The organism is Streptococcus sp. 20925_1_69 (assembly GCF_041432365.1).
GTDB lineage: Bacteria > Bacillota > Bacilli > Lactobacillales > Streptococcaceae > Streptococcus.
This window is the reverse complement of record NZ_JAPVZL010000005.1, coordinates 53,402-70,989: the sequence shown is the minus strand read 5'-3', so window position 1 is coordinate 70,989 and position 17,588 is coordinate 53,402. Positions and strand designations below refer to the sequence as shown.

Here is a 17,588-nt window from a genome sequence, read left to right as displayed (position 1 = left end):
CCTTTATTCTTTGTTTCCTTTAATTTCTGCCAGCATTTTTTCTTCTTCTGCTGTCAGTTGATAATGTTCAAGCAAATCCGGTCTGCGTTCATAGGTTTTCTTTAAACTCTCATACAGGCGCCACTGACGAATTTTTTCATGGTGCCCGCTCATGAGCACGTCTGGCACAACCATGCCTCGATAATCATAGGGGCGTGTGTACTGAGGATATTCGAGAAGGCCAGAAGAAAAACTATCATCTTGGTGGCTAGACTCCTTGCCAATCACTTCTGGAATCAGGCGTACCGTTGCATCAATCATGGTCATAGCCGCCAACTCTCCTCCAGTTAAGACATAATCTCCTAGGGAAATCTCATCTGTCACCAAGGTCTTAATACGCTCATCATAACCCTCATAGTGCCCACAGATAAAGATTAGCTCTTCCTCTTGAGCCAAATCCTCAGCATAAGCCTGATCAAACTGCTTTCCAGCAGGATCGAGGAGAATGACGCGCGGATTTTTCTTTTCAATAGCATCAAAGGCATCGAAAATGGGTTGGGCTCGGAGCAACATCCCCTGACCGCCTCCGTAGGGCTCATCGTCGACATGGCGGGCCTTTTCAGCATTTTCTCGAAAATTATGATACTGGATATCCAAGAGCCCTTTTTCACGTGCCTTTCCAACGATTGAGTGCTCTAGCGGAGAAAACATCTCTGGAAAAAGGGTTAAAATATCAATTTTCATCATCTAACCCTTCTAAGATTTCCACATCGACCCGTTTATTTGGAATATCAACATTGAGAACCACTGGTGGGATATAAGGCAAGAGCAAGTCACGCTTGCCTTTTCGCTTGACCACCCAGACATCGTTGGCACCTGGTTGCAAGATTTCCTTGATAGTTCCGATCAAGTTATCTTCCTCATAGACCTCCAAACCGATAATCTCGTGATAGTAGAATTCACCATCGTCTAGGTCATTCAAATCTTCCTCAGCGACCTTGAGACTGTATCCCTTGTACTTTTCGATAGCGTTGATATGGTACATATCTTTGAATTTAATAATGTCAAAGTTCTTCTGTTTACGGTGGCTAGCGATGGTCACTGTTTGAACAAACTGATCTTTTTTATCAAACAAGGCCAGCTCAGCTCCTTTTTTAAACCGTTCTTCTGCAAAATCCGTCACAGACAAGACTCGCATCTCACCCTGCAACCCCTGCGTATTGACGATTTTCCCAACATTAAAGTAGTTCATCTTGTCTCCTGTACTCTCCTTCTTTCCATCTTATTCTGACAATTCTCGAATAATAGTCGCAATTTTTTCAGATTCAGACCACTGTAAATAATGGTGATTCCCTCCTAAAATGAGTTTAGTATTGGAAGTCCAATATTCTGATTTTCTGTACTCTTTTTCTCTATAAGGCTGACAAAAAATAAATACAGGGACATGAGATTCTATCAACAAATTCTCAAAATCTTCCTCAGTAATCTCTCCAGATATCTGAAATCCTGAATCTTGCTTTTCCAACTCTGACCCTTTTTCTTGCATTATTTTCCATATTTCTTTATTAATTCCAGGGCTAAATGTTGCTTGAGTTAAGTTCTTAAAATAAAGTTCAGGACCATACTCGTCAATCAACCTCATCTGCTCTTCCATTTCTGGATAAGGATTTTCTGAAAAATCAGCAAACATGACTTTTTTAGTTGTCGGTTCCATTGCTACTAAAGCATGACACTTAATTGGTTTCTTGAGCAATTTGCAAGCTAAAATTCCACTCAAACTATGTGCACAAAGTATATATTCAGAAATCCCTAATTCTTCAAATACTTCATAAACCGCATCTGCAAGATTATCTAGATTTTTTCCAGCTTGGTCATGAATCGGACTCCTACCTGTGTTCGGAAAATCAATTGTCAAATAACCAATTGTAGGAGGAAGTTTTTCAAGTATAAGTGAAAAATTTTCATAACTTGGTAGCAAACCTGCGCCGCTTAAACAAACTAGCATTTTCTTTTGTTTTTGATAAGTAACAGAGAGACTACCAATTTCTGTAGATACTTCAATCCTCTTCATAAAGAAATCCACTCATTCTATATAATGAATTATTAAAAATCCTTATCCTTTATTTTAACACGTTCCAAGGATTTTCACAAGTTGGAGGAAAATACATAGAGGGACCGTTATAGTCCAAAAAGTGCTAATATTTTCCTCTTTAATGTTAATTTATATTTGAAAGATGAGATATTTACATTCCCGTTATACATATTGCTATAAAATGTATATTCCCCAATTTCACCCTGACTTGTTTTCCATTTCATTCTTAAACTAGGCATATTCTCTGGTAAATTTGTATGAATCAATAAGCATGTATAATTCTTTAAATTTTTAACTGTATGCAGTTTATTATTTACAATCAAACAATCGTTTCTTGAATCATAGTTTAAAGAATAAAATTCTATAATTTCAATATCAACTTCCTTTGGATAAAAAATCAAATGGTTATAATGTTTATCATTTTCATCATGTTTAAACTCATATATATGATGAAATCTCGTATGTAAGGAATCAAATTCGATTGGTTTAATTACCTGAATTTCGATATTATTGATATAGGCCTTATTCTGAAAACTAATTTTTAAAATTACACCTATAAAAGTCGAAATCTGTAAAATTCGCAATAACCAATCAATGTACATTGCCCAATCTATGTTTAAAATACAATCAATGTTCATTCTTTTCCAGTCCCCCTTTAAAAAGCCTTCCAAATCACGTTCATGTTGGTACTTAATGGCTGCAATTTTACACTTCTCGCAAAAAAGCGAGACATTCGTCCCGCCCTTCTTATTTTTCGTCAATAACGATTCTTACTTTTTTGTCTTCAGTTGGGACAGAGTAGACAATCGTTCTTATCGCAGAAATAGTGCGACCCTTACGACCGATTACACGACCCACATCACTTTGATCAAGATCCAAATGATATTCCAAAAACTCTGGTGTATCTTCAATCTTGATAGTTAAGGCATCTGGTTGTGAAATCAAGGGTTTCACAATCGCAATAATGAGATTTTCAATCGTATCCATCTGTCAACCTACTTTAAACTTATTTTGAGAATTTAGAATCGTGGAATTTTTTCAATACGCCTTCTTTTGAAAGGATGTTACGTACTGTATCTGAAGGTTGAGCTCCATCAGCCAACCATGCAAGAACGCGGTCTTCCTTCAAAGTTACTTGGTTTTCAGCAACAAGTGGGTTGTAAGTTCCAACTGTTTCGATGAAACGTCCGTCACGTGGTGAACGTGAATCTGCTACGTTAATACGGTAGAAAGGTTTTTTCTTAGAACCCATACGAGTCAAACGGATTTTAACTGCCATTTTTAAAGTCTCTTTTCTTATTTTTTATTTGAGTGAAATAGCTGAGCTATTTAGCACATGTTCTATTATAGCAGATTTCTGGCAGGTGTCAAGAAAAAAACTTGACAGACTATAAAATTTTTAAACCATTTAGAAATTTGTTAGAAGTAGGAAATAAATGTTTGAAAGAAGCTAGCCGTGAATACTATTTTATACTCAATGAAAATCAAAGAGCAAACTAGGAAGCTAGCCGCAGGCTGTGCTTGAGTACGGCAAGGCAAAGCTGACGTAGTTTGAATTTGATTTTCGAAGAGTATTAGAAACATTTTATAAAGACCATCAACTCAAATCCTCCATATCGCCTGAACGAGATTTGGATGCTTGGCTCCTAAATCCTAAGCCCGTTCCCAAGCGAATATCAAGGATTTTAAGAACGATATCTACTAATTAATTTATAAAACATGAATTAATAGATTCTAAATAGGGGAATAATTTAGTTCTGTAAAAATTAACTTCTACACCTACAAAGCTTATTCTGAAAGACTTTATAACAGTCTAAGAAAAAAGTAGAGATTCATAGAGTATCTAGATTTTCCAAAAAATTGCCACCTTGGCACATAAATTCTTGCTTTCCAAATTCAAATGTGATATATTTATAACATAAAATTTAAGTGTTATATATTTATAACACAAAAAAGGAGTCTATCATGAAAAAAAGTCAAAAAATGCGTGACCTCATTGCAATGATTGCCGTAGCTCTCTTTATTGATTTTACTGTTTTATTTGGTTCTAATCTTAGTTGGGGACCCAAGTTAGTTATTGCTAGTATTTCAGTGTTAGGTCAGATTGTAGCTATTTGGGGCTGGCTACATAAGAAACCATGGCCTCATAAGAGTCAGAAAAGTAAGGGAAAGACTATTTTTGACTTGTCTGCTAAGCTTTACACGATACTTTTTTTTGCAGCAAGCATTTTTTATACAGTAGGGATTTGGGTTGCGACCCCAAGCGTAAGTTCTGGTATTAAAGAATGGATTTTGGGAATTGGCCTCGTTATTGAAGTGATTGTATTTGGTTTTTTCTGTTTGAAAAATGTCAAGGAAACTCCGGACGAACGCTTTTATGCTAATTTAGCCAAGGCAGCTAGCTTGATGTTTGTTTTTATACTAGGCGCACTGATGATCCTAGCAGTTATCATTGGGTATATGGGGTCTCTCACTCTTTACATGGGTCAGATATTTATTAGCATAGCTGCCTTGATTTTCATCTTTGCGGTTGTCTATCTTATCTTGGAACGGAGAGGATAAGTATGTCCAAAGAAAGCAATATTATTACTAATCTCAAATCTGTTCGTGAGTCCACAGGAATGACCCAGCAGGAGTTAGCCGACCTCATCGGCATTCGACGCGAGACAATTCTTCACTTGGAAAATAACCGTTACAATCCTTCACTAGAAATGGCTCTTAAAATTGCTCAAGTTTTTAATCTAAAAGTAGAAGACCTCTTTGAACTCAGACAGCAAGAGGAAGCATAATTCTTTTCGAGACCTAGTATTAAGTTCATTGATTCATTAGGAATTAAGCCGAAAGAAAAAATCCTTTGAAAATGTGCTCTTTTAAAATATAGTAATCTTTCGAATTAACGTTTACCAATTGTGATGCTTTACGAGCTTTCTTAAGGTCTGGTTTCCTAAATACTTCGAGTACACTTATGGTATTGATACCCTTAAACATCTAAAAACTCTGGTAGAAAAAGGTTATGCTGGCATTGAAACGGCTTTTGATTCACTTGACCATCTGAATGCTACTATGAAAAAAAATATTCTGAAAAGCAAGGGAATTAGAGGACTATCTAAGATGAAGGCTGCAGATTTGGATCAAGCCCTTCATAACCATTTTTCAGAAGAGGAATTAGCTGGTCTCTTTTCGATTCGCGGTTATAAAATAACTCCAAAAGGAGAGCACATACTGGAACAATACCAGGACATTGTTGACCGTCATCCAAAGAAAAATCTCTAAGCAAGCGACTTTTTGATTGACTTTCTCTTAAACTACCTTGTCACTAACATTTGAAATCCCCTTCCTTTTAGGGTACAATGGTAGAAATGAATTTTTGAGAGGAACAGAATGAAAAAACTAGCAACACTTCTTTTACTATCCACTGTAGCCCTAGCTGGATGTAGCAACATCCAACGTAGTTTGCGTGGTGATGATTATGTAGATTCTAGCTTGGCCGCTGAGGAAAGCTCCAAAGCAGCAGCCCAATCTGCCAAGGAGTTAAACGATGCTTTGACAAACGAAAATGCAAACTTCCCGCAACTTTCTAAGGAAGTTGCTGAAGATGAAGCCGAAGTGATTCTCCACACAAGTCAAGGGGATATCCGTATTAAACTCTTCCCTAAGCTAGCTCCTTTAGCAGTTGAAAACTTTCTCACTCATGCCAAGGAAGGCTACTATAACGGTATTACCTTCCACCGTGTCATCGATGGCTTTATGGTTCAAACTGGAGATCCAAAAGGGGACGGTACAGGTGGTCAGTCCATCTGGCATGACAAGGATAAGACTAAAGACAAGGGAACTGGTTTCAAAAACGAGATTACTCCTTATCTCTATAACATCCGTGGTGCTCTTTCTATGGCTAACACTGGTCAACCAAACACCAATGGCAGCCAATTCTTCATCAATCAAAACTCTACAGATACCTCTGCTAAACTCCCTACAAGCAAGTATCCAAAGAAAATCATCGAAGCCTATAAAGAAGGGGGAAACCCTAGTCTAGATGGCAAACACCCAGTCTTTGGTCAAGTGATTGACGGTATGGATGTTGTAGATAAAATTGCTAAAGCCGAAAAAGATGAAAAAGACAAGCCAACGACTGCTATTACTATCGATAGCATCGAAGTGGTGAAAGACTACGATTTTAAATCTTAAAAACCAAAAAATACAGTATCCACATTCGATACTGTATTTCTTTTACTCTCATTCTTAAGTTAAATTATTAAAATCCCAGATTTGGTCCATCCAGCCTTCATAAAAGTCTGGTTCATGGCAGACCATAAGGATAGATCCCTTGTATTCTTTGAGGGCACGTTTGAGTTCATCCTTAGCATCCACATCCAGGTGGTTGGTCGGCTCGTCCAACACTAAAACGTTATTTTCACGGTTCATCAGGAGACAGAAACGAACCTTGGCTTGTTCCCCACCTGACAAGACCTGAATTTGACTTTCGATATGCTTGGTTGTCAAACCACAACGAGCAAGGGCTGCACGAACTTCTGCTTGGTTGAGAGCTGGAAAGGCATTCCAAACAGCCTCTAGTGGTGTTTGGCGATTACCGCCTTCTACTTCCTGTTCAAAGTAGCCAAGTTCTAGGTAGTCACCGCGTTCCACTTCTCCAGCGATTGGTGGAATTATCCCCAAGAGACTCTTCAAGAGAGTCGTTTTCCCGATACCATTTGCTCCGATAATGGCAACCTTTTGATTACGTTCAAAGGTAAGATTTAAAGGCTTGGTAAGAGGTCGGTCATAACCAATCTGCAAGTCCTTGGCTTGGAAGATAAAGCGCCCTGGTGTACGAGCTGGTTTGAAATCAAAGGATGGCTTTGGTTTCTCACTTTGTAGTTCGATAATATCCATCTTATCCAATTTCTTCTGACGAGACATGGCCATGTTTCGTGTTGCAACACGCGCTTTGTTTCGAGCTACGAAGTCCTTGAGGTCTGCAATTTCTTTTTGCTGACGTTCGTAGGCCGCCTCTAGCTGAGATTTCTTCATAGCATAGACTTCTTGGAACTGGTAGTAGTCACCAGAGTAACGCGTCAGCTGTTGATTTTCCACATGATAGACGATATTGATAACGTCGTTCAGGAATGGAATATCATGCGAAATAAGGACAAAGGCATTCTCATAGTTTTGGAGATAGCGCTTAAGCCAGTCAATATGCTCAGCATCCAAGTAGTTGGTCGGCTCGTCCAAAAGCAAGATATCGGGCTTCTCAAGGAGAAGTTTAGCCAAAAGCACCTTGGTTCTTTGCCCACCTGACAAAGAAGTTACATCCGTATCCATGCCAAAGTCAATAACACCAAGGGCACGCGCTACTTCGTCAATCTTGGCATCCAAGGTATAAAAATCACGACTCTCCAGACGGTCTTGGAGTTCTCCCACTTCTTCCATAAGGGCATCAACATCTGCTCCGTCTTCAGCCATTTCCATATAGAGATCATTGATGCGAGCTTCAGCTTTGAACAGCTCATCAAAGGCTGTACGGAGAACATCACGTACAGACTGACCTTCTTCCAAGACAGAGTGCTGATCCAAGTAACCAGCAGTCACATATTTGGACCACTCAACCTTCCCTTCATCTGGCAGCATTTTGCCAGTCACAATGCTCATAAAGGTTGATTTTCCTTCACCATTGGCACCGACCAGACCGATATGTTCTCCCTTGAGGAGACGGAAGGACACATCTTCAAAAATTGCACGGTCACCAAAACCGTGACTCAAATTTTTAACTTCTAAAATACTCATTTTAATTCCTTATCTTATTTTTATGTAATTGTTTATAGAGGAACCAAGCCAGATAGCCACCCAAGGTATTGGTCCACAAATCATCAATCTCAAAGACGCGATTAAAATCAAAGAAAAAATCCAAGACTAACTGCGTACATTCAATTCCAAGACTCACTAGAAAACTAAAAAGAAGGACCTTTTTTGTTTTCCGAAAGTTTGGAAGGAGGTAAAGGAGTTGAAATACCAAAGGAAAAAGCAAGAAAATATTGAGGATATTCTGTAGAAAAATCCAACATAATTGCCCAATGTCACTCACTTCACCCAGTTTCCAGAAAGAATTGAAAGGAGTCAAAAGAAAAACCAGGCGTCCAAGATGCTGAATACCTGGAGTTTCCACCTCCACGGGAGAATGTTCTTGAGGAGTAACGCAAAAGTAAACGATACAAATACTATAGAAAATGACTCCCCAAACCAAAACATGATTATAAGTTTTCTTCATCATTAAGGATTGACTGCTGCAACTGCTTTCTGGCGGTCACGTTTCATTGTATTGGAACGCAATTGTCCACAAGCTGCATCAATATCTGTACCATGTTCTTGACGAACGACACAGTTGACCCCTTTTTTCTTAAGTGTATCATAGAAGGCCATGACGCGCTCTTTGGGACTACGGCTATATTGATCATGCTCACTAACTGGGTTATAAGGAATCAAGTTTACATAAGACAATTTCTTGATGTTCTTGAGCAATTCAGCTAATTCTAAGGCTTGTTCTACACCATCATTAACTTCATTGAGCATGATATACTCAAAGGTCACACGACGATTTGTTGTCTCAATGTAGTACTCAATAGCAGCAAAGAGTTTTTCAATCGGAAAGGCACGGTTAATCTTCATAATACTTGAGCGCAACTCATTGTTAGGTGCGTGAAGAGAAACGGCAAGATTGACTTGAACTCCTTCATTAGCAAAGTCACGAATTTTATGGGCCAAACCTGAGGTTGAAACCGTGATGTGACGAGCACCGATTGCCATTCCCTTGTCATCGTTGATAGTACGAACGAAATTCAAGACATTGTTGTAGTTATCAAATGGTTCACCAATCCCCATGACAACGATATGGCTGACGCGTTCATCCTGACCACGCTCATCAAAGTACTTCTGAACCAGCATGATTTGCGCTACGATTTCACCGTTATTGAGGTCACGTTGTTTCTTGATCAAACCAGAAGCACAGAAGGTACAACCGATATTACAGCCGACCTGAGTGGTCACACAGACTGACAAACCGTAGTGCTGACGCATGAGTACTGTCTCAATCAGCATTCCATCTGGCAACTCAAAGAGATATTTAACTGTCCCATCAGCAGACTCTTGAACGATACGTTGTTTCAAGGGATTGACCACAAATTGATCATTAAGCTTAGCAATCAAATCCTTGGAAAGGTTGGTCATCTCTTCAAATGACTGGACACGTTTACGGTAAAGCCATTCCCAGATTTGATCTGCACGGAATTTCTTTTCTCCCTGCTCCAAAACCCATTCCTGCATGGTTTGACGTGTTAAACTATAAATTGACGGTTTCATTTCTTCTCCTTATTCTCTACTCACTTCTGACGAATGACAAAATGACGTTGTCCCTTGTCCTCTTTCTGAGAATGCTGGTCTTTCTGACGACGTCTATTTTTCTTATCTGCATTCGGTTTTCGTTTGGTTTGAACCGGTTTCTTTCCTTTTTTAGAAGGTGTTTCTTCTTCCTTCTTACGCATTTTCTTGTCAAATGATGCGCGCTTAGGTGCTTCATTTTCTAAGACAAAATAGGCACAACCATAACTACAATACTCTAAAAGGTAGTCTTGTAAACGACTGATTTTTTCAAGTTTTTCTTCTGTTCGGTCATCCTTGTAAAAACCGCGTAGGCGAAGCTGTTCGTTGCTCCAGTCTCCCACGATATAATCAAACTTGGTTAAGACTTCTGAAAAACGCTGATTAAAAGCCGTCACATCAAAGGCTTCCTTGATGTTTTCCACCAAGGAAAAAGCTATCCCTTCCGTTTCTACCTTGTCCCCGTGTAAATGGAACTCAGGACCAGGAAACTTGTTATAGTTGTATAATTCAGGTGCAATTTCTTTTCGCATAGATATCCTTTTTCACGATTACTTAATACTTTATTCTACCATAATTTCTAGCAGTTAGCACGTTTCTCATAAAAATGAAAAAAGTCTGACGATTTTGTCAGACCAAAATAATATAACCTTAAAAAGAGAAGAACAATTCTTCCCTCCAACTATCATTATTTAGCAGCTGCGTACAATTCATCTACTTTGTTCCAGTTGATCACTGAGAAGAAAGCTTTGATGTAGTCAGGACGCACGTTGCGGTATTTCACGTAGTAAGCATGTTCCCAAACGTCCAAGCCCAAGATTGGTTTTTTACCTTCTGAGATTGGTGTGTCTTGATTTGCTGTTGAAGTTACTTCAAGTTTACCTTCTTTGTTAATAACCAACCATGCCCAGCCAGAACCGAAGCGAGTTGTTGCTGCTGCAGTGAAGGCTGCTTGGAATTCTTCAAATGAACCAAATGTTGCATCGATTGCTGCTGCAAGTTCTGCTGATGGAGCTGTTTTTTCAGGAGTCATCAATTCCCAGAAAAGAGCGTGGTTCAAGTGTCCACCACCATTGTTGATAAGCGCTTGACGGATATCAGCTGGGATAGATTCTACATCAGCAAGCAAGGCTTCAAGATCTTCACCGATTTCAGGGTGTTTTTCAAGAGCTGCATTAGCATTGTTGACATAAGTTTGATGGTGTTTGTCATGGTGCAAGTGCATTGTTTCCGCATCGATGTATGGTTCCAAAGCGTCGTATGCATATGGAAGATCTGGTAAGATAATAGCCATCTGTAATACCTCTTTTTCTTTCTATATGAAAATGATAACGCAAACATTCACTTTTTTCAAGTTTTTTGCTTATAGATGAAGAAATCACTGAAATACTTTCTAATAATACTCTTCGAAAATCTCTTCAAACCGCGTCAACGTCGCCTTGCCGTAGATATAGTTACTGACTTCGTCAGTTTCATCCGCAACCTCAAAAACATGTTTTGAGCTGACTTCGTCAGTCTTATTTACAACCTCAAAGCAGTGCTTTGAGCAACCTGCGGCTAGTTTCCTAGTTTGGTCTTTGATTTTCCTTGAGTATAAAATAAGTAAATCACTAAGAAACCCACGACAAGATAATCCTGACGCAGGTTGTAGTTTCAAAAAATATCAATTTACCTGACTAGCAATCTGTAGGAGTGCCTTTTCAAAAAGGAAACTCTTTTCATAAAGACCTGTTTTAATCTGATAGTCTGTCTCAATCAAATAAGAAATAGCTTGCTTCAAAAAGCTCAAGGAAAGTCCTCTTGAATCTCTCAGCGCAAACTTGATTTGATAGGGATTTGGATTGCGTCCGAGAAAACTTCCTAGACTACTTGCAATCTGCGATTCTGTTTGCCCAGACTCTGACAAAATTTTCACCTGAGTAAAAGTCCGAAATTGTCCTAACATGACAGCTATGAGCTTGATTTCATCTTCTCCTTGCAAGGTCAAGTCTCTAACCAAATCACGGGCCTGATCAATCTTTTTGCCCAAGATAAGCTGAGTCAAATCAAAAATATTGTCCTGCAGAGTCTTTGGAATAGCCTCGACAATGTCCTTCTCCTCAATCACGCCGTCTGATTTATAAGACTGTAAAAAAAGGAGGTTTTTCTGGATTTCACTAAATTGAAAACCAGATTTGAGAAGTAGATTTTCAAAGGATTGCCCCACAAACTGCAGACCTTGTGTCTGACTCCATTTTTGGAAATACTGGCGCAGTTCTTGTTCCTTGGGTTCAATAGCATCAAATACAGTCGCATCTCGTTTGAGCAATTTGACCAGCCGTCTCTTACTATCTAGCTTTCCTTCTGCAAATATCAATAACTTGGTTGTTGGCGAAGGGTTATCAAGGTATGCCTCAAACGACTTGAACTCATCATCTGCTAAAAAGCGTTTCTTGGCTGTTGTGATATCGACAAAATGGTCTAATATCACGATTTTCTCATCCGCAAAGAAAGGGAGACTGACCAGCTCCAACTCTAAGTCTTTATAAGCTACTTCTTTCATATCAAAGTAAGCAAAATTGAGATCAGCTGGATCATAACCAATCTGTTTCAACACTTGACTCTTCATAACTTCAAACTGGCCCTGATCTGTCCCTGTAAATAGATTCAAGCTAGATAGATTTGATAAAGTCAACGTCTGACTGTCTTCAATGGCAAGCATCATCTCTCCTTTCTTCTGATTTTTTATTAAACTTAATCAATATAGCGCAATTTCCCACGGAAATCTTCTAGGCTCTCGTATCCTTTTTCCGCCATGATTGCTTTTAGTTCATTGGTAATGCGTTCAAAAGCACTGATACCTTCTTTGTGAAGAGTGGTCCCTACTTGCACCATACTAGCACCGCAGAGGATATGTTCAAAGGCATCACGACCCGTAAGAACGCCACCCGTTCCGATGATTTGGATTTGGGGATTGAGACGTTGGTAAAAGGCGTGCACATTCGCTAGAGCAGTCGGTTTGATATACTCTCCACCAATGCCACCAAAACCATTTTTAGGACGAATCACGACTGACTCGTCTTCTATGTAAAGACCGTTTCCGATAGAGTTAACACAGTTGACAAACTTAAGTGGATACTTGTTAAAAATAGCTGCCGCTTGATCAAAGTGGACAATATCAAAATATGGTGGCAACTTGATTCCAAGAGGTTTGGTAAAGTAGGCAAATACTTCTGCCAAGATACGGTCTGTTGTCTCAAAATCATAAGCAATCTGAGGTTTTCCTGGAACATTTGGACAAGAAAGATTAAGCTCTGTCAGTCCTTTGAATTCACTATCTTGGACTTTTTTCAAGATGGTATGCGTTTCCTCTGGAGACATGCCGACTAGGGAAAGGAAGAAAGTACGGTTCGGCTCTTTTTCCTGCAAGTCCAAAAGATAGTCCAAATAATAGTCTAAACCATTATTTGGTAAGCCCATGGAGTTGATAGAACCAAGTGGAACATCCTGATAACGTGGCTCAGGATTGCCCTGACGAAAGTCCAAGGTCGCTGTCTTCGTGACAAAAGTACCCGCTGCTGAGTTTTTGACCCCTTCAAGCTCTTCTATCGTCATACAAGCCACACCCGCTGCATTCATCAAGCAATTGTCAAACTCAAAGCCAGCAATTTGTGTTTTCGTTGATACCATGATTCTGATCCTCCAGATTCCTTTTATTTCTAATATTATACCATACTTTAAGATTTTCTCTTTGAGAAACTAATTTCTATATAAAACGTTCGGTTTTGTAAATTGAAAGAATTTTTAGAAAATTTCTGTTTTTTTCTTTACACTCAAAAAAAATTCTGCTATAATGACACACATAATTAAATTAGAATTTAAGGAGAACGATATGACATCTGCTAAAGAATATATCCAAAGCGTGTTTGAAACTGTAAAAGCTCGTAACGGGCACGAGGCTGAATTCCTCCAAGCTGTTGAAGAATTTTTCAACACTCTAGAACCTGTATTTGAAAAACACCCTGAGTATATCGAAGAAAATATCTTGGCACGTATAACTGAGCCAGAACGCGTAATTTCTTTCCGTGTTCCTTGGGTTGACCGTGATGGAAAAGTTCAAGTAAACCGTGGTTACCGTGTTCAATTCAACTCAGCTGTTGGACCATACAAAGGCGGACTTCGTTTCCACCCAACTGTAAACCAAGGGATTTTGAAATTCCTCGGATTTGAACAAATCTTCAAAAACGTCTTGACTGGACTTCCTATCGGTGGAGGTAAAGGTGGATCAGACTTCGATCCTAAAGGTAAAACAGATGCTGAAGTGATGCGTTTCTGCCAAAGCTTCATGACTGAATTGCAAAAACACATCGGACCATCACTTGACGTACCTGCTGGTGATATCGGTGTTGGTGGACGTGAAATTGGTTACCTTTACGGTCAATACAAACGCCTTAACCAATTTGATGCTGGTGTCTTGACTGGTAAACCTCTTGGATTTGGTGGTAGCTTGATTCGTCCAGAAGCAACTGGTTATGGCTTGGTTTACTACACTGAAGAAATGCTTAAAGCTAACGGCAACAGCTTTGCTGGTAAGAAAGTTGTTATTTCAGGTTCTGGTAACGTTGCCCAATACGCTCTTCAAAAAGCGACTGAACTCGGTGCAACTGTTATCTCTGTTTCTGACTCAAATGGTTATGTCATCGATGAAAATGGTATCGACTTCGATCTTTTGGTTGATGTTAAAGAAAAACGTCGCGCTCGTTTGACTGAGTATGCAGCTGAGAAAGCAACTGCTACTTATCATGAAGGTTCTGTATGGACTTACGCTGGAAACTATGACATCGCTCTTCCATGTGCGACTCAAAACGAAATCAACGGTGAAGCAGCTAAACGTTTGGTTGCTCAAGGCGTGATCTGTGTATCTGAAGGTGCCAACATGCCAAGCGACCTTGATGCCATCAAAGTTTACAAAGAAAATGGTATCTTCTACGGACCTGCCAAAGCTGCCAACGCTGGTGGTGTAGCCGTTTCAGCCCTTGAAATGAGCCAAAACAGTCTTCGCCTCTCATGGACTCGTGAAGAAGTTGATGGACGTCTCAAAGACATCATGACAAACATCTTCAACACAGCTAAAACAACTGCTGAAACATACGGTCTTGATAAAGACTACCTTGCAGGAGCTAACATTGCTGCCTTTGAAAATGTAGCAAATGCTATGATCGCACAAGGTATTGTTTAATATTCATTTGCTCAATCCTCAATCACTATGATTGGGGATTTTTAGTTTGGCTTCAAAAAAGCTCACTATTTAAAATAGTAAGCTTAAAATCAAGATTTATTCTACTTCTACTAATGCAAAAGATAAGCATTCAACTATTTCATTTACTGCCTCATCTATATCTAGATCCTCATTATCATTCAACATCATTGGAAGAACATAAGAAAGAGTCAAGGCTAACATGTAGCGAACGATTCTTTCGTTCGACCAATTTCTGATGAGTCCCTTTTCTTTAAACTGATTAAGAACTGGACTAATTGGCCTAATAATAGAATGAACAATAACATTTCCTAACTGGTTAGAAATAGTATTATCAATAAAAGAACGACTCAAGAGAATTTTAACCTGCATTGGATTCTCATGAATGAAAAAGAGCCTATCTCGAACAATACTTTTTAAAAAGAAGGGAAAAGTTTCTTGATCTACTGTGAATTTTTTTTCTGAGAAATCCGCAATTACTTCTGGAATAACCTGTTCTAGAAAAGTAGATAAAATGGCTTCTAAAATACCTTCCTTTGTTTTAAAGTAACTAAAAACAGTTCCTTCTGACACTCCAGCGCGTTCGGCAATAAGGCTGGACGTTGTATTCTCAAATCCAATTTCTGAGAATAATTTTAAGCTTGATAATAATACTCGACGTTGTTTCAAGCTCAAGTTGCTAACTTCTAACGTCTGAGCATACTTTTGTTCTAAACTTTCCATCACTAGCACCTCTCTTCTACCCTCTTACTTTTACGACTTTTTTGCCTCGACTGTGTCCCATTTTCAGACTACGATAGGCTTCTCTAACAGACTTTAGAGAAAACTCATATACTTGATCAATTTTCAGCTGAACCTTCCCGTCTGAGACCATTTCAGATAAAGTGCTAAAATCATCATATTTGGAATGTCTCGGACCTGTAAACTGAGCACCTTTTATCATAACATAGGGTGAAGGTACTAATGTCCCAATAGCTGTCCCCTTCAAGCCTAAACTAAAAGCCAATCTAACATAATCAGATCCATAACAATCCAAAAATTTTGTAATAGGCGTTGGACTAGCTGATAAAAGAGCCTTCTTGATATTCTCTTCGTAACTTACTGGTATGGCACCTAAAGACTTCAGATACTCTACATTTTTCTTACTTGCTATTCCAATCACTGTCGCCCCCTTAGCAACTGCATACTGTACTGCAATACTTCCAATACCTCCTGCTGCAGCTGAAATAACAACAGTATCCCTTGAATTTAAACCGATTCTTCTAAAAGCCCCACCCACAGTTAGAGCACCTACTCCCATAGTAGCTGCGTGAGTCATGTCGATCATCTCTGGTTTCAATACAATTTCTGATTCATTGACACAAATTTCTGTTGCTAAAGCTCCCCTCTTAGTTCCCAAACCAGGATCCCTAATCATTGTTCCAAACACCTTATCTCCTACTGAAAACCTAGTTACTTCATTTCCAACTTCTGTAATAACTCCAGAAAAATCTCTCCCCACACCTCTTGGAAATAAAGATGATTTAGATTCAAACCAACGACTTGGTTTCCTTAATTTCGTTATAAAAGATAGGAATCGAAGGGGTTTCGCTCCCTCAAAAGTTTTATAATCAATAGGATTTAAACCAACAGCATGAACTTCTACTCTCACTTGATTTACATCCAAGGCTGTAGAGTCGATCTTCAGCAAATCCAAGACCTCTTCGTTACCGAAACGACTGTACTCTATTGCTTCAACAACCATTTTCTTTACTCCTTAATTTCACAAAAATTGAGTGAGCACTCATTTTTATAAATTATACTCTTAATTTGTAAGAAAATCAATATTATCGTTTGATAACGATTTATGACATGATACAAATATCCATCATTTCGATTTACCAATATGATTCTTTCAATCTAACTCTCCTCACTTTTAAAGATTCCTTTCCCTTTTTTGCCCCCTGGCACATAAAAATAAAAACCGCTACTCCTAAGAATAGCGGTTTAATCATGTTTTTAAGCTACTAATGTAGTCGCTCTATTATTTATAGTCAATTGAAACAAGAGCAGGACAAAAGAGCCTCGTAAAAGGTATTACAACTCGGCAATACCTTTTTGAGGTTCTTTTTGATATGAGCCCATGTTTTCTCAATAGGATTATACTCAGGTGAGTAGGGAGGAAGAGGTAAAAGTTTATGCCCAAACTCTTCGCATAAAATCTCTAGCTTAGCTATTCTATGGAATCTTGCATTGTCCATAATAATAACTGATGGTGTATTTAATGTTGGTAAGAGAAACTTCTGAAACTAAGCTTCAAAAAAGTCGCTCGTCATCGTCTCTTCGTAAGTCATTGGAGCGATTAATTCACCATTTGTTAGCCCTGCAACCAAAGAAATCCTCTGATATCTTCTTCCAGATACTTTACCTCTTATTAACTGACCTTTTAATGAGCGACCATATTCTCGATAAAAATAAGTATCGAATCCTGTTTCATCAATATAAACAGGTGCTAAGTGCTTTAAACTATTAAAATTCTTAAGAAATAAAGCTACTTTTTCTGGGTCTTGTTCATAGTAAGTGTGGTTCTTTTTTTTCGAGTGTAGCCCATAGCTTTGAGAGCATAGTGGATGGTAGTTGGATGGTAGTTGGATGACAGCCAAATTCGGAAGCTATTTCAGTCAAATAAGCGTCTGGATTGTCAGTAAGATAGTTTTTGAGTCTATCTCTATCAACTTTTCTTGGTTTTGTTCCTTTTACTTGATGGTTTAGCTCTCCTGTTTTCTCTTTTAGCTTTAACCAGCCATAAATAGTATTACGTGAGATTTGGAAAAGGTGTGATGCTTCTGTTATACTACCCGTTCGTTCACAATAGGAGAGAATTTTTTTGCGAAAATCTATTGAATATGCCATAAGAAGATTATACCACATTAT

20 protein-coding genes and 1 pseudogene are annotated in these 17,588 nt (G+C 38.7%); 5 read left to right on the top strand and 16 right to left on the bottom strand.

Features of this window, described 5'->3' with window-relative positions; translation table 11 throughout:
* Positions 1 to 3: 3 nt before the first annotated feature.
* The 6 genes from trmD to rpsP form a co-directional block, all read right to left on the bottom strand.
* On the bottom strand, positions 4 to 723 hold the full coding sequence (gene trmD, locus O3601_RS04745; protein WP_371471534.1) for a tRNA (guanosine(37)-N1)-methyltransferase TrmD: 720 nt from the start codon (positions 721 to 723) through the stop codon (positions 4 to 6).
* A complete protein-coding gene (gene rimM, locus O3601_RS04740; protein ID WP_371471406.1) occupies positions 713 to 1,231 on the bottom strand; it encodes a ribosome maturation factor RimM in 519 nt (172 codons plus the stop codon). The genes trmD and rimM overlap by 11 nt, the downstream gene beginning before the upstream one ends.
* A 30-nt stretch (positions 1,232 to 1,261) precedes the next feature.
* A complete protein-coding gene (locus tag O3601_RS04735; RefSeq protein ID WP_371471405.1) occupies positions 1,262 to 2,050 on the bottom strand; it encodes an alpha/beta fold hydrolase in 789 nt (262 codons plus the stop codon).
* Between the two features lie 107 nt (positions 2,051 to 2,157).
* Positions 2,158 to 2,709: a hypothetical protein gene (locus tag O3601_RS04730; RefSeq protein WP_371471531.1), complete on the bottom strand. Its 552-nt coding sequence runs from the start codon at positions 2,707 to 2,709 to the stop codon at positions 2,158 to 2,160.
* A 109-nt stretch (positions 2,710 to 2,818) separates the two neighbouring features.
* Positions 2,819 to 3,058, bottom strand: a complete 240-nt coding sequence (gene kphA, locus O3601_RS04725; protein ID WP_000379617.1) for an RNA-binding protein KphA — start codon at positions 3,056 to 3,058, stop codon at positions 2,819 to 2,821.
* A 19-nt stretch (positions 3,059 to 3,077) separates the two neighbouring features.
* Positions 3,078 to 3,350, bottom strand: a complete 273-nt coding sequence (gene rpsP / locus O3601_RS04720; RefSeq protein ID WP_000268760.1) for a 30S ribosomal protein S16 — start codon at positions 3,348 to 3,350, stop codon at positions 3,078 to 3,080.
* A gap of 686 nt (positions 3,351 to 4,036) precedes the next feature.
* Here rpsP and O3601_RS04715 point away from each other — a divergent pair.
* The 4 genes from O3601_RS04715 to O3601_RS04700 all read left to right on the top strand — a co-directional run bounded on the left by O3601_RS04715 (position 4,037) and on the right by O3601_RS04700 (position 6,256).
* Entirely contained in the window at positions 4,037 to 4,633 is a 597-nt protein-coding gene (locus O3601_RS04715; protein ID WP_371471403.1) for a DUF3796 domain-containing protein, read from the top strand.
* 2 nt (positions 4,634 to 4,635) lie between these two features.
* The gene (locus O3601_RS04710) at positions 4,636 to 4,860 is read left to right on the top strand and encodes a helix-turn-helix transcriptional regulator (RefSeq protein WP_261227053.1); all 225 of its coding nucleotides are present in this window, start codon (positions 4,636 to 4,638) and stop codon (positions 4,858 to 4,860) included.
* Positions 4,861 to 5,134: 274 nt separating this feature from the next.
* Positions 5,135 to 5,344, top strand: a complete 210-nt coding sequence (locus O3601_RS04705; protein ID WP_371471401.1) for a hypothetical protein — start codon at positions 5,135 to 5,137, stop codon at positions 5,342 to 5,344.
* A 108-nt stretch (positions 5,345 to 5,452) separates the two neighbouring features.
* Positions 5,453 to 6,256 carry a peptidylprolyl isomerase gene (locus tag O3601_RS04700; RefSeq protein WP_084947549.1) on the top strand — a complete coding sequence of 268 codons (804 nt, stop codon included), beginning with the start codon at positions 5,453 to 5,455 and terminating at the stop codon, positions 6,254 to 6,256.
* A gap of 54 nt (positions 6,257 to 6,310) precedes the next feature.
* On the opposite strand, the gene O3601_RS04695 is transcribed toward O3601_RS04700, so the two are convergent.
* The 7 genes from O3601_RS04695 to O3601_RS04665 form a co-directional block, all read right to left on the bottom strand.
* A complete protein-coding gene (locus O3601_RS04695) occupies positions 6,311 to 7,852 on the bottom strand; it encodes an ATP-binding cassette domain-containing protein (protein ID WP_261096569.1) in 1,542 nt (513 codons plus the stop codon).
* Position 7,853: 1 nt separating this feature from the next.
* Positions 7,854 to 8,336 carry a VanZ family protein gene (locus O3601_RS04690; RefSeq protein ID WP_371471399.1) on the bottom strand — a complete coding sequence of 161 codons (483 nt, stop codon included), beginning with the start codon at positions 8,334 to 8,336 and terminating at the stop codon, positions 7,854 to 7,856.
* On the bottom strand, positions 8,336 to 9,421 hold the full coding sequence (gene rlmN, locus O3601_RS04685) for a 23S rRNA (adenine(2503)-C(2))-methyltransferase RlmN (protein WP_000804762.1): 1,086 nt from the start codon (positions 9,419 to 9,421) through the stop codon (positions 8,336 to 8,338). Before rlmN ends, O3601_RS04690 begins: the two co-directional genes overlap by 1 nt.
* A 20-nt stretch (positions 9,422 to 9,441) precedes the next feature.
* Entirely contained in the window at positions 9,442 to 9,972 is a 531-nt protein-coding gene (locus O3601_RS04680) for a YutD family protein (protein ID WP_219966777.1), read from the bottom strand.
* A 155-nt stretch (positions 9,973 to 10,127) separates the two neighbouring features.
* On the bottom strand, positions 10,128 to 10,733 hold the full coding sequence (sodA, locus tag O3601_RS04675) for a superoxide dismutase SodA (RefSeq protein WP_371471398.1): 606 nt from the start codon (positions 10,731 to 10,733) through the stop codon (positions 10,128 to 10,130).
* A gap of 369 nt (positions 10,734 to 11,102) precedes the next feature.
* Positions 11,103 to 12,140 (bottom strand): DNA polymerase III subunit delta, encoded by a 1,038-nt coding sequence (holA, locus tag O3601_RS04670; protein ID WP_371471397.1) that lies wholly within the window; start codon positions 12,138 to 12,140, stop codon positions 11,103 to 11,105.
* 32 nt (positions 12,141 to 12,172) lie between these two features.
* Positions 12,173 to 13,108 (bottom strand): dihydroorotate oxidase, encoded by a 936-nt coding sequence (locus O3601_RS04665; protein WP_049520690.1) that lies wholly within the window; start codon positions 13,106 to 13,108, stop codon positions 12,173 to 12,175.
* A 202-nt stretch (positions 13,109 to 13,310) separates the two neighbouring features.
* Between O3601_RS04665 and gdhA the strand changes: the two genes are divergently transcribed.
* Positions 13,311 to 14,657 (top strand): NADP-specific glutamate dehydrogenase, encoded by a 1,347-nt coding sequence (gene gdhA / locus O3601_RS04660; protein WP_371471395.1) that lies wholly within the window; start codon positions 13,311 to 13,313, stop codon positions 14,655 to 14,657.
* A 96-nt stretch (positions 14,658 to 14,753) separates the two neighbouring features.
* Here gdhA and O3601_RS04655 read toward each other — a convergent pair whose 3' ends face one another.
* From O3601_RS04655 to O3601_RS04645, 3 genes and pseudogenes are all read right to left on the bottom strand, one after another.
* Positions 14,754 to 15,398, bottom strand: coding sequence for a TetR/AcrR family transcriptional regulator (locus O3601_RS04655; protein WP_371471394.1), 645 nt, complete (start codon positions 15,396 to 15,398; stop codon positions 14,754 to 14,756).
* 16 nt (positions 15,399 to 15,414) lie between these two features.
* Complete coding sequence (locus O3601_RS04650; protein ID WP_371471392.1) at positions 15,415 to 16,419, bottom strand: NADP-dependent oxidoreductase; 1,005 nt, start codon at positions 16,417 to 16,419, stop codon at positions 15,415 to 15,417.
* 289 nt (positions 16,420 to 16,708) lie between these two features.
* Positions 16,709 to 17,567, bottom strand: a pseudogene (locus O3601_RS04645) (IS630 family transposase).
* Positions 17,568 to 17,588 lie beyond the last annotated feature (21 nt).

What these genes read in the sequence shown, in the direction of transcription:
- trmD (WP_371471534.1), bottom strand. Translation starts at nt 723, where the DNA reads ATGAAAATTGATATTTTAACCCTTTTTCCAGAGATGTTTTCTCCGCTA.
- rimM (WP_371471406.1), bottom strand. Translation starts at nt 1,231, where the DNA reads ATGAACTACTTTAATGTTGGGAAAATCGTCAATACGCAGGGGTTGCAG.
- O3601_RS04735 (WP_371471405.1), bottom strand. Translation starts at nt 2,050, where the DNA reads ATGAAGAGGATTGAAGTATCTACAGAAATTGGTAGTCTCTCTGTTACT.
- O3601_RS04730 (WP_371471531.1), bottom strand. Translation starts at nt 2,709, where the DNA reads ATGAACATTGATTGTATTTTAAACATAGATTGGGCAATGTACATTGAT.
- kphA (WP_000379617.1), bottom strand. Translation starts at nt 3,058, where the DNA reads ATGGATACGATTGAAAATCTCATTATTGCGATTGTGAAACCCTTGATT.
- rpsP (WP_000268760.1), bottom strand. Translation starts at nt 3,350, where the DNA reads ATGGCAGTTAAAATCCGTTTGACTCGTATGGGTTCTAAGAAAAAACCT.
- O3601_RS04715 (WP_371471403.1), top strand. Translation starts at nt 4,037, where the DNA reads ATGAAAAAAAGTCAAAAAATGCGTGACCTCATTGCAATGATTGCCGTA.
- O3601_RS04710 (WP_261227053.1), top strand. Translation starts at nt 4,636, where the DNA reads ATGTCCAAAGAAAGCAATATTATTACTAATCTCAAATCTGTTCGTGAG.
- O3601_RS04705 (WP_371471401.1), top strand. Translation starts at nt 5,135, where the DNA reads ATGAAAAAAAATATTCTGAAAAGCAAGGGAATTAGAGGACTATCTAAG.
- O3601_RS04700 (WP_084947549.1), top strand. Translation starts at nt 5,453, where the DNA reads ATGAAAAAACTAGCAACACTTCTTTTACTATCCACTGTAGCCCTAGCT.
- O3601_RS04695 (WP_261096569.1), bottom strand. Translation starts at nt 7,852, where the DNA reads ATGAGTATTTTAGAAGTTAAAAATTTGAGTCACGGTTTTGGTGACCGT.
- O3601_RS04690 (WP_371471399.1), bottom strand. Translation starts at nt 8,336, where the DNA reads ATGATGAAGAAAACTTATAATCATGTTTTGGTTTGGGGAGTCATTTTC.
- rlmN (WP_000804762.1), bottom strand. Translation starts at nt 9,421, where the DNA reads ATGAAACCGTCAATTTATAGTTTAACACGTCAAACCATGCAGGAATGG.
- O3601_RS04680 (WP_219966777.1), bottom strand. Translation starts at nt 9,972, where the DNA reads ATGCGAAAAGAAATTGCACCTGAATTATACAACTATAACAAGTTTCCT.
- sodA (WP_371471398.1), bottom strand. Translation starts at nt 10,733, where the DNA reads ATGGCTATTATCTTACCAGATCTTCCATATGCATACGACGCTTTGGAA.
- holA (WP_371471397.1), bottom strand. Translation starts at nt 12,140, where the DNA reads ATGCTTGCCATTGAAGACAGTCAGACGTTGACTTTATCAAATCTATCT.
- O3601_RS04665 (WP_049520690.1), bottom strand. Translation starts at nt 13,108, where the DNA reads ATGGTATCAACGAAAACACAAATTGCTGGCTTTGAGTTTGACAATTGC.
- gdhA (WP_371471395.1), top strand. Translation starts at nt 13,311, where the DNA reads ATGACATCTGCTAAAGAATATATCCAAAGCGTGTTTGAAACTGTAAAA.
- O3601_RS04655 (WP_371471394.1), bottom strand. Translation starts at nt 15,398, where the DNA reads ATGGAAAGTTTAGAACAAAAGTATGCTCAGACGTTAGAAGTTAGCAAC.
- O3601_RS04650 (WP_371471392.1), bottom strand. Translation starts at nt 16,419, where the DNA reads ATGGTTGTTGAAGCAATAGAGTACAGTCGTTTCGGTAACGAAGAGGTC.